This is a genomic window from Actinomadura soli, assembly GCF_005889715.1.
Classification (GTDB): domain Bacteria; phylum Actinomycetota; class Actinomycetes; order Streptosporangiales; family Streptosporangiaceae; genus Spirillospora; species Spirillospora soli.
This window is the reverse complement of record NZ_VCKW01000198.1, coordinates 1-16,324: the sequence shown is the minus strand read 5'-3', so window position 1 is coordinate 16,324 and position 16,324 is coordinate 1. Positions and strand designations below refer to the sequence as shown.

Sequence of the window (16,324 nt, the reverse complement as noted above, 5' to 3'; positions counted from 1 at the left end):
GACGCCAGCAGCGGGGCGGCGGGAGGGACCGGGGGCAGGAGAATCCCCGCCACGGCGGCAGGCAGCCCGGGGGCCGGAGCACCACCCACGACCCCATCGACGTGATCACGGGCGAGGTGCTGCTCACCGAGACGGACGTGACCCTGCCCGGGATCTTGCCGCTCGTCCTGGAGCGCACCCATGTCTCCAGCTACCGCGACGGCCGGCTGTTCGGGACGTCCTGGGCCTCCACGCTGGATCAGCGCCTGGAGATAGACGCGACGGGCGTCCATTTCCTTTCGGCCGACGCGATGGCCCTCAAATACCCCCACGCGGGGGTGCCGAACGTGCAGTTCCGGCCGGTGGAAGGGCCGCAGTGGCCGCTGGTCCTCACGCCGGACGGCGGTTACCGCCTCACCGACCCGCAGCTCGGCCGCACTCTCCACTTCCCCTCGCCCGGGGAGGAGTACGGCTGGTCGGACGTGCCCGTCACCGCGATCACCGACCGTTCGGGCGACCGCATCGACTTCCGGTACGAGAACGGCACGCTGGTGGAGATCCGCCATTCCGGCGGCCACCGGGTCGCGGTCGACACCGCCGAGAACGACCCCCAGCGGATGGACGCGGGACGCCGCCTGATGGCCCTCCGCCTCCTCACCGACACCACCGCCGACGGCACCGACGGCGGCATCACCCTGATCCGCTACCGCTACGACGGCGACGGCGAACTCGCCGAGGTGATCAACTCCTCCGGCTCACCGCTGCGGTACGCCTATGACGACAAGGCGCGCCTGACCTCCTGGACCGACCGCAACGGCTTCTCGTACGGCTACGACTACGACACCGAAGGCCGCGCCGTCCGGGGCACGGGCTCTGGCGGCCTGCTGAGCACCACCCTCGCGTTCGATCCGGAGAACCGCACCACGCTCGTGATCGATTCTCTCGGCCACACCACGACGTACCGCTACAACGACCACCTGCAGGTCATCGCCCAGACCGACCCGCTCGGGGCGACCACCCGCTCCGAATGGGACCGCTACGACCGCCTACTCGCCCGCACCGACCCGCTCGGGCACACCACCCGCTACTCCTACGACGAGGTCGGCAACCTCACCGGCATCCTCCGTCCGGACGGCGCGCGGGCGGAGTTCGTCTACAACGACCTGAACCTGCCCGTAAGGATCACTGACGCGGGCGGGCACATATGGCACCACGCCTACGACGACCGCGGAAACCTGACGCGCATCACCGACCCCGCAGGCGCAGCGGTCACCTACACCCATGACACGTCCGGCCGGCTGACCGCGATCACCAATCCGCAGGGGCAGACCACCACGATGGACGTGGACGCCCTCGGATCCCCGATCGCCGTCACCGATCCGCGGGGCGCCGTGACCAGGTTCGCCCACGACGTGTTCGGCCGCATCGCGTCGGTCACCGATCCGGTCGGCGGCACCACCAGGTTCGGCTGGACGGTCGAAGGACGCCCCGCCTGGCGCCAGCTCCCGGACGGAACGCACGAGAAGTGGTCGTACGACGCCGAGGGCAACCTCCTCGAATACACCGACCCGGCCGGACATACGACCCGTGCCGAGTACACGGGCTTCAAGACACCGATCGCCGAAACCGGCCCGGACGGCGCACGCCTCGAATTCGGCTACGACACCGAGAACCGCCTGACCCAGGTCACGGACGCGAAAGGCGCGACCTGGACCTACGAATACGACGCGGCCGGGAACCTGCTCACCGAGACCGACTTCAACGGGCGCACCGTCACGTACTCCCATGACATGGCCGGACGCCTCATCTCCAAGGTCAACGCCACCGGGCAGACCATCGCGTTCACCCGGGACGAGATGGGCACCGTGGTCGAGAAGCGGGTCGGCGACGCGGTGTCCACCTACGAGCACGACCCGCTGGGACGCCTCACCGGAGCGGCCAACGCCGCCGCACGGCTGTCCTTCGAGCGCGACCCGGTCGGCCGGATCGTCGCGGAGCGCTGCAACGGGGCGGCGCTGATCTCCGAGTACAACCTCCTGGGTCAGCGGACACGCCGCCTGACCCCGTCCGGCGCGGAGAGCACCTGGACCTACGACCCCGCCGGGATGCCCGCCACCCTGACGACCGGCGGCCAGGTCATCGGTTTCGGGTACGACGCGGCGGGCCGCGAGGTGCAGCGCCGCATCGGCTCCGGCACGATCCTCGCCCAGCAGTGGGACGCCACGCACCAGCTCAGCACCCAAACCCTGTGGGGCGCCCCGACCCCGGAGTCCGCGGGGAAGGCACGGCTGCTCCAGCATCGGACGTACACCTACCGGCCTGACGGCATCCCCACGGCGATCACGGACCGCCTCACCGGCGACCGCCGGTTCGAGTTGGACACAACTGGACGCGTCACGTCCGTGTCCGGCCACGGCTGGGCCGAACGCTACGTCTACGACCGATCAGGCCAGGTCACCGACGCCTCCTGGCCGACATCAGCCGCGGCGAACGCAGCCGCGAGTGACGCGGTCGGTGATCGCGAGTACTCGGGGACGCTGGTCCGGCGGGCGGGCAACGTCCGCTACGAGTACGACGCCCAGGGGCGGATGGTCCTGCGGCAGCACGCGCGGCTGTCGTCCAAGCCGCTCACATGGCGTTTCCACTGGGACGCCGAAGACCACCTCATCGGAGTCGAAACACCCGAAGGGCACCACTGGCGCTACACCTACGACGCCTTAGGCCGACGCATCGCCAAGCAGCGCCTCACAGCGGACGGACGGCAAAGCGTCGAACAGACCCATTTCATGTGGGACTTCGACGTCCTCGCCGAACAGGTCCACACCCTCTGGTCGCCCGAGCGCCAGGCGTGGACGAGGGAATGCACGACCTGGGAGTACGAGCCGGGCAGCTTCCGTCCCGTCACCCAGGTGCGGCGGGTGCCGCTCGCCGAGGCGCCGCAGAACTGGATGGACCAGCGGTTCGACGCCATCGTCACCGACCTGGTCGGCGCGCCCGCAGAACTCGTCGGCGCCGACGGCGCGGTCGCGGGACGCGCCCCCACGACCCTCTGGGGAGCGAGAGACGCGCATCCCCCGGCACACGCCGACTGCCCCCTGGCCTTCCCCGGGCAGTACCGGGACGCCGAGACCCTCCTGAACTACAACCACCACCGCTACTACGACCCGCTGACCGCACGGTACGGATCCGCCGATCCGATCGGGCTGGCGGGCGGATTCGACCCGCATTCGTACGTCCCCAACCCGCTGTCCTGGGTCGACCCGCTCGGCCTCAGGCCGAAGGGCCCGCCGGAGGTCTTCGAGCGGTACGGCAGCAAGGCGGAGGCGGAGGCGTCCAGGGACGCCAACGGCCTCGTGCCCCGGCCCGGCCACGAGCGCCAGCCGAAATGGATCGGCGACCAGGGAACCGTCGACCCGAGGACGCTCGGCAAGCGGCAGAACTACACGCACTACATGGAGATCCACGCCGACCCCGGCACCCGGCAGTGGCTCAAGGACCAGGGCTACGAGACCAAACCGACGAACGAGCCCGGCCGCTACGAGATCCCCGAAGAGGCACGCGAGGCGTTCAACGAGCGAGTCCGCAAGATCGACATCCGACCCAGATCGAGGTGAGCCGATGTCCGGCGAAGCGAAGCGGAATTTCCTGGCGGCCGCCGGTGCCCAGGGCGACCCGGAAGCGCTCACCGAGACCTTCCGGGAAGCCCTCCAGGCCTTCGGATCGAACACCGAGGACAACGTAGCCGCAGCCCAACGCGTCGTCTTCAAAGCACTCCAACGCGACGGCGGCGGCACAGCAACCGCGCTAGCGCTGAACTCGACCAACGCGTCCCTGGCCGACGTCCTCAACGCCGCGGAGGGGACCGAGATCCCCGATTCCGTCCGCGACGCCTTCCCAGAGCTAGACCAGGAAGACTGGGACGCGGTCCTGCGGGTGGCCACCCTCGTCCTCATCGCCCTCGAACCCTGAGCGCCGCTGGACGATTGCGAATGAGCGCAAGCTTTTCAGCCATGGCTGATCTCGCGGCCGCCCGATTTCCTTAACTCATGACTACTCAAGCACCCAGAGGAATCCAGACAAGCGGTGGCGTCATGAGGACCGCGAGCCTGATCCTCGCCACCATCACGACCGGGCTGACGGCGGGCGTCTTCACCGAATGGTCGACTACGGTCATGCCCGGGCTCGGCGACGTCGACGACCGCACCTTCGTCACGGCCTTCCGGGCGCTCAACGACGCGATCGAGAAGCCGCTGTTCGTCGGCGTGCAGTTCCTGGGAGCGCTGCTGTTCATCGGCCTGGCCGTCGTCCTGCACCTGCGCGCGGAACATCGGCGGACGCTGATCTGGGTCGGGGCGGCGCTGGCGTTCTACCTGGTGACGCACGCCGTCACGTACGGCGTCCACCTCCCGCTGAACGAGAAGATCATGGACGCCGGGCCGCTCACCACCGACGCCGACTTCGCCGCCGCCCGCGCCCAGCTCGACGAGGCGAAGTGGACCGCCTGGAACGCCGTCCGCGCCCTGACCTCGATAATCGCCTTCGCCTGCCTAACCTGGGCCCTCGTCGTCCACCGCCGATTCACCCACCGAACAGAGCGCTAACTCGCCACCAGGTCACACCCCGGCGGTTTCGTGCGGGTCACGCTCGGTGCCGCCTCGTACCCGGTAGACGCCCGGCCTGATCTCCTCGGACCGCGCCGCGATCGACTCCCGCAGATCCGGTGGCCACCGGGTGTCCTCGTCCCACACCACCCCGGCCAGCACCTCCGTCAGACTCGACTCCGCCAGTTCCAGCTCGGCCAGATCAGCCCCTGAGGCGTCGATCTCCACGCTTGCCAGAGAATCTTCGAGGTCGCGGACGAGGTCGCGGACAAGGTCGAGGTCGTGGGCAAGGTCGAGGGCGAGGTTGAGGGCGAGGTCGCGGGAGTGGTCGCGGGCGAGGCTGAGGCCACGGTCGAAGTCGCGGTTGTGAGCGAGGACGCGGGCGAGGGCGTGGTCGAGGTCGCGCGCTCGGACGAGGGCGCGGACGAGGGTGCGGGCGAGCGTACGGTCGAGGGTGCCGCCGAGGCCGAGCAGGAAATCGAGGTCGTGGGCGAGAGTGCGGGCGAGGTTGTGGCTGCGGGCGAGGTCGCGGGCGTGTGCGAGGTCACGGGCGAGGTCGTCGGCGAGGTCGTGGGCGGGGGTGACGGCGTGGGTGAGGGCGAGGACGAGGACGCGAATCTGGATTTGCTGTGCTGGTCCCGCGAGCGCCGGATCGATGGTGGCCATGGTGTCGGGCTGGTTGTCCGGGGGACATTCCGCCAGGAGCGCGGCCAAGGCGTGGGCAGGGTCAGCGTATGTGCGCACGTAGTTCAGGAGCTCGGCGTCGCCGGCGACCAGGGCGGCGTCCAGCGCCTCGTCATCACGGTCTGGCTGGCTCCAGGGTGGCCATCTCACTGCTCGCTCCTCCCCTCACAATGCGCGGGTGCGGACAGGTGTTCCCTGAGCCGTTTGCGGGCCTTCTTCCGCAGGTCCCGAACCTTCTGTTCGGAGATGCCCAGCGCGGCGGCGATGGCTCTGGGAGGGATGCCGTCCAGGTCAAAGGCGATCACCGCGCGACAATCGTGGTCCAACCGCTGCAGCAGGGCCACCACGTCGCGGGCCTGGCCGGTCAGCTCGGCGTGCCCCGGGCCGGACTCCGGGACATCGAGGTCCGGGTCGAGCGAAACCCGGGGTGGGGCGCGGTGCTGGGCGCGGTGGTGGTTGAGGGCAACCTCTCGGATCCAGGCCCCTGGGTGGGTGACCTCCTCCCAGCGCCCGTCTTCAACCCTGCGCCAGCCCTGCAAGAACGCCTGCTGCGCGGCGTCCTGCGCGTCGGCGAGGTCCGCGCCGTCACGCATCACTAGCCGCACCACTAGGTGGTACTCGGCGTCGAAGAAGTCCAGGAAGTCATTCCGCATCGACGCCATCCTGGTCTCGGCCGGCACGCCGCCACCCCGGTTGGCCGGGACGGGCCCCCGGTGGGGCTTGGGCTCCTGGCGGCCATCGCTACTCATCGCCAGCGGCAGACCGATGGCCATGGCGGGCCCGTAGCCGGGCATCGGCCACGGTGATCACGGCAGCCAGTACCGGGGCGATCGCCCCCAGTGCCATCAGCAGGTCCATGCCGTGCAGTCCTCCCGTTCCGGCCCGCCCTGGCCACGGGGTTGCTCCGGGTGGCGGGCCCTTCCTCCGTAAGAGGGCCACAACCAAGATCAACGGGAAGCGCAGAACAAGATATTCTCAGCGTCCCGCTCTCCCTGGACTTCGATCGGGAGGCCAAACGTCCGCCAGCAAAAAGGGGACGGCCCAGACGAGCCGTCCCCTAGGAGCGTGCGGGTCAGGGGGTCAGGTCGAGCGAGCCGCCCTTGATGTCGGTGAGGAGGGACGTCCATGCGGTCGGGGCGAAAGACAGGGTCGGTCCGTCCGGGTCCTTGGAGTCCCGCACCCCGACCAACCGATTAGCCAAGGTTGCGATCTCAACACACGATGAACCACCACCACCGCTGTAGCTGCTCTTGCGCCAATGAGCGATAGGAGACTGCGTACTCGTCATAGATTCGACACTAGCCGTTCGATCAACGCGCGGGAATCAGAAGGCGACAGCGCGGCATCCCTCAGATGGTCAAACACCAGGCCGTAGTGGCGAATCTCCTCCAGATCCTCCAGGTACCAACCTGCGATCAGGTTCTCGACCAGCACCACGGACAGGTCGTCGGTGATCAGGGTCGTGAAGGACCCGTTGTGCCCGGGATGGGATCCGGCCGTGAACGGAAGCACTTGAAAGGTCACGTTCGGTAATGTCGAGAGTTCGATCAACCTTCTGAGTTGCCCTTGCATTACGTCCGCCCCTCCTTGCTGCTGATAGAGCGCCGCCTCGCTCACGATGGCCCACAGCTGAAGTGGATCTTCCTTGAACAGAACCTGTTGGCGGCGCATACGAATTTCGGTAAGTCCGTCCACGTCATGCGGCTCATCCCGCGGGATGGTTGAGGCGTTGACCGCGCGGGCGTATTTCTCACTCTGCAGAAGCCCTGGCACGAGATGTAGCTCGAATGTCTGCACACATGCTGCCTCTGCCTCAAGCGAGAGGTAGTCGAGCGTCGCCGGATCGAGCTTGCCCTCGTAGCGGAGCCACCAGCCCGTCTTCTTGGAGTCTCGGGCGAGGTCGTAGAGGGCCTTGCGGCGGTCGGGGTCGGTTAGTTCGTAGCGGTCGAGCATGTGCTCCAGGGCGGGCTGGCGGATGCCGCGTTTGCCGGTTTCGAGCTTGCTGAGGGAGGACGGGGTGCGGCTCAGCAGGCGGGCGGCCTTCTGGAGGGTGCGGTCACGGCTCTCCCGCAGCTCGCGCAGCATCGTGCCGAGCTTGCGGCTTCGCATGGTCGGGCGCTGCGGGTTGTCCATGGGGTAATCATTACCTGACGATGCGTAATCAGTGAAGGTTGTTGGCCTGGTTGGCCAATGTGACTGAGTCAAAAGTGACTGGGGCACTGGTGCCCGGGGACATCGGGACGAGGCGCGCGAACGCATCCCTTGAGGTGACGCGTCCAGCTCATTCTTTTCGGACACAGCGATCCGGAAGGAGTGGAGTAGTGACGGTTCCGACCTTGAGGTTCGACGCGCTTCTGTTGCCCGGGATGGACCGGGCGTCCGGGCACGCGCGGCGCTGGCTGCACGATCTGCTGGGCGAGCACCCGGCGCTGGGCGACGCGTCGCTCTGCATGAGCGAGCTGATCACAAACGCGCTGCGGTACACGGAGTCCGGGCGGGACGGGCAGATTCAGGTGGAGGTGGGCCATTCGGAGAAGGTCGTCCGCGTCACGGTGATCGACGACGGGGGCGCCGAGACCGTCCCGCACCTGGCCAGGGTGGACGAGATGGCGGAGGGCGGCCGGGGCCTGATCATCGTCGCGTTCCTGGCCGCGTCCTGGGGCGTCGAGCGGCGGGGCGAGGGCCACGCGGTCTGGTTCGAAGTCCGCAGGTGAGAAAAACAATGCCGATTCGTCAGGTTGTCGCGTTCTGTATAGCCGTCGCCCTTGCCGCGTCCGCCCAATTCGTGACGTCGGCCCAGGCGGCGGCGCTCCCCGCGACCGGCGCCGCGCCCGCCGGCTCGTACCGGCTGGCCGACGAGGACGTCACTCCCGGCGTCACGTGGCAGCACGGCGGGAATCGGCTGGACGTGTTCGTCCGCGGCGGAAACAGCAACCTCTACCAGAAATACTGGACGTCCAACGGAGGCTGGTCCGACTGGGTCAACCTCGGCGGCGGGCTGACCTCCAGCCCGGGTGCGGCCTGGCGCTCCACCGGGGACGAGCTGCACGTGTTCGTCCGCGGCGGGAACGACAACTCTGGAGCAGTTCCGGTGACGGTCGAGCGACGGCTGGTCCCAGTGGTTCAACCTCGGCGGCACCATTGAGTGACGGCTTCGGTGTTTTCGGCGTCGCTGCCTGACGTCACCGTGAATCTGAATCTGTAGCGGCTCGGCGCGTGGCGCTTTGGCCTTCGCGCCAAGGGGTCAGGTCGAGGCCGGGGTAGCGGAGCGCGACTCCGGCGAGGGTGTCGTCCGTCCAGTACGGGTGGCCGGGCGGCGGGAATCCGAAGAGTTCGAGCTGGCGTGGGCCGGCGTGTGCGACGAAGCGGTACCAGGCCGGTTCGTGGCTGCGGTCGGCCCACGCTTGGCGATTCCCCCACTCCGCTGCGGCGCGACGGTAATTGACGTGCATCGAATAGCGTGCGCCGCCTGGACGGGTCAGTCCCGTGCCGCGATGGAAGGTGCCGAGTTCAAAGGCCACGACGGTTCCCGCGGGCCCGGCGGCCGACACTTCCCGTTCATAGAGATGGGAGTGGCTTGAGGCGACGAACCCGGTTTCGTCGAGGTCGGCCAAGGCCCGCCGGGTTAGCCAGTTCGGTTTGGCGTCCAGATTCGCGGTGTGGGTCTTCGGGACGAGATGCGGCGGCCCCAGATCTTCGGGCACGTCCACCAGGAAGATGAACATCTCCAACTGCCGGAACTCGGCGGCTGTGCTGGGCACGAGCACGGTGTGATTGAGGTAGTCGCGGTGGAGGTCCTGGTCGTAATCGGCCGCTCCGGTGTATTTGGCCCACGCCTCGGCGGAGTAAAGGCGCAGGTCGTCGCCGCCTAGGAGCGTCGTGGCCAATCGGAGCAGGTCGTCGTGCACCGCAAGGAGGCTGATCTGCGTCGCGGCGAAGGGAAAGCTGTCGATTCCGGCGAACTCGTCTCCGAGAAATCGGTCCCGGCGGGGGTCGGTTCCGTCGTGAAAACCCTGCGCGGACGGGAACAACAGGTCCAGTTCGGCGACCGCGGGGCGCAGGGTCTCCTCGGAGAGGTAGCCGGGCAGGATGACGAAACCGTCCTGCCGCCATTGCCGAGCAGCCCTGTCGAGGTCCATGGCCGCAGTATCGTCCTGCTGCGACCGGCAGCCCAACCGATTTTCTTTCGTCCGCGCAAGCGTTGAGGCTAAGGCTTTCGGGCCACCGCGCCGTAGCCGTCGACGTGGATAGGTTCGGGTTCGCCCTCGGCGCGGTCTGGACGCCACAGCGAGATGGAGACCATCCCAGGGTCGACTTTCTCCAGCCCGTCGAAGAATCCGTCGAGTTGCTCGACGCTGCGCAGGTTGTAGGGCAGGGTCCCGGATTCGGCGTACTTCTCGGTGCTGCGCTTGGCGACCTCGGACGTGTCGGTGCAATCCCAGAGCACCAGGTAACTGCCCGACGGCACACCGGCCATCGTCTCGGACACGATCCGCTGGGCCGTCCCGTAATCCTGGCAGAACCCCATCACGCCCATGAACATCACCGCGATCGGCTGGCTGAAGTTCAGAATGTTGGCGGCCTCCGCGAGGATCTGCTGAGGACGGTGATAGTCGGCGTCGATGTACTCGGTGACGCCCTCAGGAGTGGTGCCGCGCATCAACGCGCGGGCGTGCGCGAGGACCATCGGGTCGTTGTCGACATAGATGATGCGGGCTTCGGGAGCGGCCCGCTGGGCGATCTCGTGTGTATTGGACTCGGAGGGCAGCCCGGCGCCGATGTCCAGGAAATTGCGGACCTTCGCCTCGGCCGCCAGGTGGTTCACGACGCGGATCAGGAACCGGCGGGACTGCCGTGCCAGCGGGATCAGGTCGGGGTTCAGCGCGGCGGTGGCGTCGCCGACCTGCCGGTCGATCTCGTAGTTGTCCTTGCCGCCCAGCCAATAGTTCCACGTCCGGGCCGGTGAGGGGATGTCGGTCCGCACCCGCGCCCGCACGTCCTCGGGGAGGTCGGAAGGCTGGTTCGCGGCCTGGCCGCCGGGCGTGCCGCCAGATGAGGGCATCGTCGACTCCTCAAAATGTCCGATTAGGCGGGATTCTACGGTTTCGTCGCCCGGCGTGTCAGGAACCCACGACCGAAGCCCGACGCGCCCCCGCCCCTGACGATCGAGCCACCCGCTGGAGAGACGGCGAGCCGAAGCACCTCCGAACGCCGCGCGAGGTGACGGATCTCAGCGGCCTTCGGTTGCGTCGGCCGCATCGGCTTCGGCGTCATTCGGCCGACCATTGAATGAGAATCTCTCCAACTGGAGCAAACGGCGACCAGAGTCGGATACCGGGTGCACATCATCGGACGCGAACCAAACGGCGACCGTCTCCACCTGCCCAACTGTCGACACTTTTCCTTAGGCTGACCCCTAGAAAATCCGATGCCTAGGGCCGCAAAAAGCGGCGGCGTGGCTCCCCCTACCGAAGGTTGGTGATCGAAATGCTGGTGCGCACCACTAACGGGGGCTCAAGTCAAGCCGAGGGAGATTTGCATGTCCATGGGGCCGCGCTGGCAGAAGAGCTCTTACTGCATGAACGCATCTGATTGCGTGGAGTTGGCGCGACTTCGTCCGGACACCATCGGGATCCGCGACAGCAAGCAGGTGCAAGCCGACGGTCCCGTCCTTGCTTTCTCCACCCCCGGCTTCGAGTCTCTGATCACGCGGATCAAGGGCGGGGACCTCGACCACGGCTGACCCGGGCGACCGCGGCTGACCCCGGCCGACCGTGCCCGAGGCGCCGCAGGCGAGCCATCCGCCGAGGTGACGGCACAGATCGTCACCTCGGCGCGGCGTGTTCGGAGAGCGCTGAGATGCGGCGGATCGACTCGTCGGACGGCAGCGCTGCCCGTCTCAGCGCCTCCCACGATCTGCGGTACATGTGCGTAATGCCGTCGTCCTGCACTTCCACGGAAACCGACAGATTCTCTATGTGCGCGATGTCCGGGAAGCTCACATCGTAGGCCGGAGCGAATTCCAGAAGCGTGAAACTCTCCGAGACAATGGGCTCCCTGTGCACGCCCAATGGGAGCACGAAGATCTCCACATTCGGAAGCGCCGACAGCTCGACCAGGGCTTTCAACTGTTTTCGCATGACGTCTTTGCTGCCGACGACGCGAAGCAGGACCGACTCGTCCATGATGGCCGAGAGAGCGAGCGGGTTCTCCTTCGTGAGCAATTCCTGGCGCCGTCTCCGCACCTCCACCCGACGCGCTATATCGCGCGGCGACAAGGCGGCGATGACCCTGGAGGTCTCCATGGTGCGACGGGCGTAGTCCTCGCACTGCAAAAGCCCTGGAATAACGTAAGTCTCATACGTCAAGGCCGCGTTCGCCTCGTCCTCCAGCGCCACGTAGGCGGCGAATTTCTCGGTCAGCGCGTCGCGGTACCGGGTCCACCAGCCGGATTCGGTGGCCGACTGCGCGAGGGCGAGGATCTCTCCCATGTGCACCTCGTCCACCTGGTACAACTCAAGGAGCAGACGCACATCCGACACCCGGACCCCGATCTTCGCCGTTTCGATCCGGGAGAGTTTCGACGGGGACCATTCCAGTCGCGAGGCGACCTCCTCCGCGGTCGGCCCGAAAACCTCCCTGAGACGCCGCAGTTCGGCGCCGAGCCGGAGCCGTCGCACCGTGGGGGTTGCAGCCACGACGACCTCCAAGGTCCGTCATCCTCACACGCGAGGCGCCACGAGTTTTTTGCTCTGCAAGTTGCACAACCAGCCTACGATATCAGCACCGATCGAACCAGATACATGTTCGAACCCCAACACCCAGGCGATACACGCTGACAAATGGTCGAACCGGAATGACTCTCCGTATCCTGGCCTCCGGGTGACAAAGCCATTCCTTGGACTGTGCATTTGGCCATGCATCTTGCAAGATCGTTAATGGCTGAGCAAACTGGAGTTACCACCACCCAGCAGTGGTCGATCACCGCACATCTTCGACGCGGTTCGGAGACCCCGCATCCGGATCGGGCGTACGTCAGCATGGCCCGCGAGGCAATGACGGTTCGCCGGGCCACCTTCCGAGGTCACGAGACCATGCCCCACCAGTGGCATGCCGGCGGAAAGGCCAGATTGGGGGTCGCTCCGGTGAGCAGCAACCAGCCAGTGCACAGGAGCATCCTTGCCATCGACATCGAGGGATCGACGGCGGCCGTGCGGACGAACCCGATCAGGCGCGAACTGCGGTCCCAGATCTACCGCATGCTCGCCGTGGCAATGGACCACACCGGGATAGACGGCCATTGGTGCGACCCGTTCGAGGACCGGGGCGACGGCGTACTCGTCATGATGCGCCCGGTTGACGAACTGCCCAAGACGCTGTTGCTCTCCAGGCTCGTACCTCAGCTCGCGTTACAGCTCTTGGAGTACAACACGGGCCTTCCGGCGGGCGAACGCCGTCGGCGCGGACTTCGGCTTCGGACCGTCGTTCACGCAGGCGAAGTCCACCGCGACGAGAACGGATACTTCGGGGAAGCGGTCGACCACGCATGCAGGCTGCTTGACTCGCCGAAACTGAAGCAATGCCTGCGAGACAGCCCGACCCCGCTCATTCTCGTGGTGTCGGAAGACATCTACTGGGGAATCGTCCGGCACGGATACGACGGCATCTGCCCCACCACCTACAACCCCGACTTGCGCGTCTCGGTGGGAGGACGCCGCCGCACCGGTTACGTGCACGTGCCCTCGACCATTCCGGACGCACCGGAAAACCGCTCTATGGCCGTTGCGTGAACGTGGGCGTCCAAATCTCGCAATAATGGCTCCTCCGGGTGAATGGGGGTCCCGTGTCCGTCGAGGTCGCAGCGCTGCGCGTGGGCGGCTCAGTCGCGCAGTTGGCCGCCGGACGATGGCTCGCCGGGCACGCCACCAGAAACGCGGCCGGTAAGGACCTGGTCGAGCTGATCAAGACCGGCTTCCCCGACGAGATCAAGCGGCGACGCGTCCAGCGGCAGTTCGAGGGCATCGCCGATTCGGTCGCCGAACGGATTCTCACCTTCGCCGGACACGAATTTCGCGACCTCACCGACGGTGACCGGCAGGCCGCCCTCCACGAAGTCGTCCGGACACTGGACGGCGCCGATCTCTCCGACGACGCACTGTTCACCGCCGACGCCGACCCAGTGAAGCTGGCACGCGGACTCAGGTCACGCATGTCGGTCCGCAAGGCCGAATTCGAACTGGGTGAGGCGGGAGCCCGCCTGTACGAGGTCACCCTGGACGAGTGCTGCGACTGCCTGGCCCGCATCATCGTCCATCTACCGCAGTTCGGCCCGCGTGCATCTGTCGAGATGTTGGGACGGCTAAGCGGATTGTCCGACCAGGTAGGCGCCGTCCTCGCAAGGCTGCCTGTACGAACGCTCGACGCTCCTGAAGGCCAGTCGGACGATGACGAGTTCACCCATCGCTATCTGGCATCGATCAGCGAGTCTCTCGACACGCTCGAACTGTTCGGCGTTCGGTTCGAGCGGTTCACCCGTCCACAAACGACGCTGAGCGTCGCCTACATCAGCCTGAACGTCTCCGACGAGGGCAAACAACGCGCTCGCCGGGCCACCGGGACGCAGGCTGTTCCCGTCAGTGAATGGCGAGACGAGGTAACGCCGAGTGCCGTGCGGGTGGAGGCGGCGCTTCGCGATCAGCGTCTGATGCTGCTGCGCGGCGAGGCGGGCGGCGGCAAGAGCACGCTTCTGCGCTGGCTCGCGATCACGGCCGCGCGGGGCTCGTTCAGCGGGCCATTGAGCGACTGGAACGGCTGCGTTCCGTTCCTCATCAAGCTGCGCAGTCACGCGGGCGGTTCGCTACCGCGTCCCGAAGAATTCATCGACGACGTCACCGGCGCCCTCGCCGGACTCATGCCGCGCGGATGGGCGCACCGGCGCCTGGCATCAGGGCACGCGCTGCTCCTCGTGGACGGCGTGGACGAGGTCGCCACCGCTCAACGGCAGGTCGTCAGATCCTGGCTGAAGGACATCGTCGCCCAGTTCCGCGACATCCGGATAGTCGTCACGTCCCGTCCGGCGGCTGCGGGTTCTGACTGGTTGCGTGCTGAGGGCTTCGGAACGGCCTTCCTTGAACAGCTCGCACCTGCGGATGTGCGGACGCTCGTACAGAACTGGCACACCGCCGTCCGCGAATGCCCTGACCTGCCATGCCCCCCGGAGCGTCTTCCTACGTACGAGGCGCGCCTGCTGGCACGACTGGAGGCGGCTCCTCACCTTCGGACGCTCGCGTCCAGCCCTCTGCTCGCCGCAATGCTCTGCGCCCTCAACCTCGATCGCGAAGCGCTCCCCCACAACCGCATGGGCCTCTACGCGGCGGCCCTCGACATGCTCCTGGAGACACGCGACACCAAGCGCGGCATCCCCAGCAGCCTCGAACGCGACCAGAAGATCCGCATACTCCAGGACATCGCCTGGCATCTTTCGACCAGCGCCCGCGTCGAGTTGCCCAAGCCGATGGTCGAACGGCTCGTCGCCGACCGGCTTGGCTCCATGCCGCAGGCCGGCGTACCCCCGAATACGGCCCTGGACGAGTTGCTCCAGCGCAGCGGCATCCTCCGTGAGCCGGTCCCGGGCCGCATCGACTTCGTGCACCGGACCGTCCAGGAGTACCTAACCGCCAAGCAGGCCGCCGACCTGGGCGACATGGACCTGCTCATTCGAAGCGCGCATCGCGACACCTGGCGCGAGACGGTCATCATGTCCGCCGGACATGCCAACGAGCCGCTGAGGCGCGAGCTCCTCACCGGCATCCTCACCCGCGCCCGCGCCGAGAGGCGGCGTGCCCGCGTCCTGAAACTGGTGGCCGTCGCCTGTCTGGAGACGCTCCCCTCCGTGCCGGACGACCTCCGCAAAGACCTCGGCCGTTGCATGGACGACCTCATACCGCCGCGCGACGAGGCATCGGCCCGGTCCCTCGCCACCGCGGGCGAGCCGGTCCTCGCCCACCTCCCAGAGCGTCTGGAAAGCCTGAGCACGACAGCCGCCGAGGCGGCGGTACAGGTGGCCTGGCTGATCAATGGCCCGGCCGCCTTGGAGGTGCTGGGGCGCTATGCCTCCGACCATCGATGGCGTGTCCGTCGCCAAGTGACCGAGGCGTGGGCCTATTTCGACGCAGACGAGTTCGCAGAGCGAGTACTGACGCGAATCCCCGCAGGTGATGAACTGACTCTGCTCCGATCGCAACAGCACGTGAGGTGCCTCGGCAAGGTGCCGCCGCTTAGCGTGCTGTTCGTTCTGATGGACGAGATCCACGACTTCGGCTTCCTCGGCCGGCACGCGAACAGCCTGACCCATCTGGGGCTCCGCGCGGACGAGCAGATGCCGGATCCCGCGTCGCTTCCGCCGCTCCCGAAGCTCCGTGGCCTCAACTACGAACTCGCCGGGCGCAGCGATCTAGGGTTTCTGGACGTCCTGCCTCGAATCGAACGTCTGTCGCTGCACGGCTGCGACTCGGTCGTGGACTACTCCCCGGTGCGACGCCAGACCGAGCTGACCAGCTTGCGGCTTTATGACTGCGCCCGTCTGACCGGCCTTGACGCCCTCGGCTCGCGTGGCACGTTGCGAGAGTTGGGGATCAGCGGTTCCCGCCTCACGAGCGGCGACGGCCTCGAAGAAGTTCGCCAGGCGGCCCCCAATCTCCAGGACCTCTCCGTCGGTGCCTGCGACTGGGTGACAGATCTCCGCCCGCTCACGACTCTTCCCCTTACCGCCCTCTACCTGTACGGCTGCAGGAACGTAACCGATTTCGAACCGATCTCCTCGTTGACCGAACTCCGTGTCCTGAACATGTACGGCACCCACATCGAGGACCTCGATCCGCTGCGGCACCTCACGAAACTGAAAAGCCTGTACCTCATGTACTGCGACGGCCTCACCGATCTCCGGCCCCTAGCGTCCCTGACCAATCTGGAGGAGTTGGCTCTGGAGGACGCAGCACCCGGGCTGGATCTCTCGCCTCTGGCCGGGAACCCCGGGCTGACCGTCCACATCGGTGCCTGGC

Annotated in this window: 15 protein-coding genes; 8 read left to right on the top strand and 7 right to left on the bottom strand. The window is 67.1% G+C overall.

The window, feature by feature from the left end:
* The 3 genes from ETD83_RS30085 to ETD83_RS30075 form a co-directional block, all read left to right on the top strand.
* A partial coding sequence (locus ETD83_RS30085; RefSeq protein WP_205717962.1) for a DUF6531 domain-containing protein occupies nucleotides 1–3,593 on the top strand: 3,593 nt, incomplete at its 5' end.
* Between the two features lie 4 nt (nucleotides 3,594–3,597).
* Nucleotides 3,598–3,948: a hypothetical protein gene (locus ETD83_RS30080; protein WP_138648587.1), complete on the top strand. Its 351-nt coding sequence runs from the start codon at nucleotides 3,598–3,600 to the stop codon at nucleotides 3,946–3,948.
* A 122-nt stretch (nucleotides 3,949–4,070) separates the two neighbouring features.
* Entirely contained in the window at nucleotides 4,071–4,580 is a 510-nt protein-coding gene (locus ETD83_RS30075; RefSeq protein WP_171064514.1) for an anthrone oxygenase family protein, read from the top strand.
* Nucleotides 4,581–4,592: 12 nt separating this feature from the next.
* On the opposite strand, the gene ETD83_RS42880 is transcribed toward ETD83_RS30075, so the two are convergent.
* The 4 genes from ETD83_RS42880 to ETD83_RS30055 all read right to left on the bottom strand — a co-directional run bounded on the left by ETD83_RS42880 (nucleotide 4,593) and on the right by ETD83_RS30055 (nucleotide 7,397).
* Nucleotides 4,593–5,414 (bottom strand): hypothetical protein, encoded by an 822-nt coding sequence (locus tag ETD83_RS42880; protein ID WP_171064513.1) that lies wholly within the window; start codon nucleotides 5,412–5,414, stop codon nucleotides 4,593–4,595.
* Entirely contained in the window at nucleotides 5,411–5,944 is a 534-nt protein-coding gene (locus ETD83_RS30065) for an RNA polymerase sigma factor (RefSeq protein ID WP_171064512.1), read from the bottom strand. Before ETD83_RS30065 ends, ETD83_RS42880 begins: the two co-directional genes overlap by 4 nt.
* A 392-nt stretch (nucleotides 5,945–6,336) precedes the next feature.
* Nucleotides 6,337–6,552 carry a DUF397 domain-containing protein gene (locus ETD83_RS30060; protein WP_138648584.1) on the bottom strand — a complete coding sequence of 72 codons (216 nt, stop codon included), beginning with the start codon at nucleotides 6,550–6,552 and terminating at the stop codon, nucleotides 6,337–6,339.
* A complete protein-coding gene (locus ETD83_RS30055) occupies nucleotides 6,549–7,397 on the bottom strand; it encodes a helix-turn-helix domain-containing protein (protein WP_171064511.1) in 849 nt (282 codons plus the stop codon). Before ETD83_RS30055 ends, ETD83_RS30060 begins: the two co-directional genes overlap by 4 nt.
* Before the next feature lie 188 nt (nucleotides 7,398–7,585).
* On the opposite strand from ETD83_RS30055, the gene ETD83_RS30050 reads away from it, so the two are divergent.
* Complete coding sequence (locus tag ETD83_RS30050; RefSeq protein WP_138648582.1) at nucleotides 7,586–7,978, top strand: ATP-binding protein; 393 nt, start codon at nucleotides 7,586–7,588, stop codon at nucleotides 7,976–7,978.
* A gap of 8 nt (nucleotides 7,979–7,986) precedes the next feature.
* Entirely contained in the window at nucleotides 7,987–8,409 is a 423-nt protein-coding gene (locus ETD83_RS30045; protein WP_138648581.1) for a hypothetical protein, read from the top strand.
* Nucleotides 8,410–8,446: 37 nt separating this feature from the next.
* Here ETD83_RS30045 and ETD83_RS30040 read toward each other — a convergent pair whose 3' ends face one another.
* Both ETD83_RS30040 and ETD83_RS30035 read right to left on the bottom strand, forming a co-directional pair.
* Nucleotides 8,447–9,403 (bottom strand): phytanoyl-CoA dioxygenase family protein, encoded by a 957-nt coding sequence (locus tag ETD83_RS30040; protein ID WP_138648580.1) that lies wholly within the window; start codon nucleotides 9,401–9,403, stop codon nucleotides 8,447–8,449.
* Between the two features lie 68 nt (nucleotides 9,404–9,471).
* Nucleotides 9,472–10,326: an SAM-dependent methyltransferase gene (locus ETD83_RS30035; protein WP_138648579.1), complete on the bottom strand. Its 855-nt coding sequence runs from the start codon at nucleotides 10,324–10,326 to the stop codon at nucleotides 9,472–9,474.
* A 477-nt stretch (nucleotides 10,327–10,803) separates the two neighbouring features.
* Here ETD83_RS30035 and ETD83_RS30030 point away from each other — a divergent pair, with 477 nt between their 5' ends.
* Nucleotides 10,804–11,007: a DUF397 domain-containing protein gene (locus ETD83_RS30030; RefSeq protein ID WP_138648578.1), complete on the top strand. Its 204-nt coding sequence runs from the start codon at nucleotides 10,804–10,806 to the stop codon at nucleotides 11,005–11,007.
* 82 nt (nucleotides 11,008–11,089) lie between these two features.
* On the opposite strand, the gene ETD83_RS30025 is transcribed toward ETD83_RS30030, so the two are convergent.
* Nucleotides 11,090–11,974, bottom strand: a complete 885-nt coding sequence (locus tag ETD83_RS30025; protein WP_138648577.1) for a helix-turn-helix domain-containing protein — start codon at nucleotides 11,972–11,974, stop codon at nucleotides 11,090–11,092.
* Nucleotides 11,975–12,409: 435 nt separating this feature from the next.
* Between ETD83_RS30025 and ETD83_RS30020 the strand changes: the two genes are divergently transcribed.
* Both ETD83_RS30020 and ETD83_RS30015 read left to right on the top strand, forming a co-directional pair.
* Entirely contained in the window at nucleotides 12,410–13,054 is a 645-nt protein-coding gene (locus tag ETD83_RS30020; protein WP_138648576.1) for a hypothetical protein, read from the top strand.
* A 53-nt stretch (nucleotides 13,055–13,107) separates the two neighbouring features.
* The coding region (locus ETD83_RS30015; protein ID WP_138648575.1) for an NACHT N-terminal Helical domain 1-containing protein at nucleotides 13,108–16,324 on the top strand (3,217 nt) is incomplete at its 3' end.